1 pseudogene is annotated in these 282 nt (G+C 74.8%); it reads left to right on the top strand.

Features of this window, described 5'->3' with window-relative positions:
* Positions 1 to 282 (top strand): annotated as a pseudogene (locus tag ACLBXP_RS26040) (peptide ABC transporter permease); the annotation flags it as partial.

The following is a 282-nucleotide window of genomic DNA, read 5'->3' as shown; positions in this document are numbered from 1 at the left end:
CGCCGCCCTGTTCGGACCGGTGGCGCCCGGCGTGCTGTCCCTGAAGGCCTGGCAGAAGGTCGTGACCATGGAGCCCGTCCGGCTGATCACCGGGCACGGCTTCGAGACGGCGCTCCGCGGCCGCGGGGTGGGCCTGCTACCCAGCAACGCGCCGACCACCGCCCTGTTCGAGTTCTGGTACGAGCCCGGCATCGTCGGGGCCTTCGCGGCGGCCTTCGCGCTCTACGCCTCGATCCGCCGCGCCGGACGGGACGCGCCCGTGCTGGTGCCCGGCGCGATGGC

The organism is Methylobacterium sp. A54F (assembly GCF_053346035.1).
This window is presented reverse-complemented; position numbering and strand designations above follow the sequence as displayed.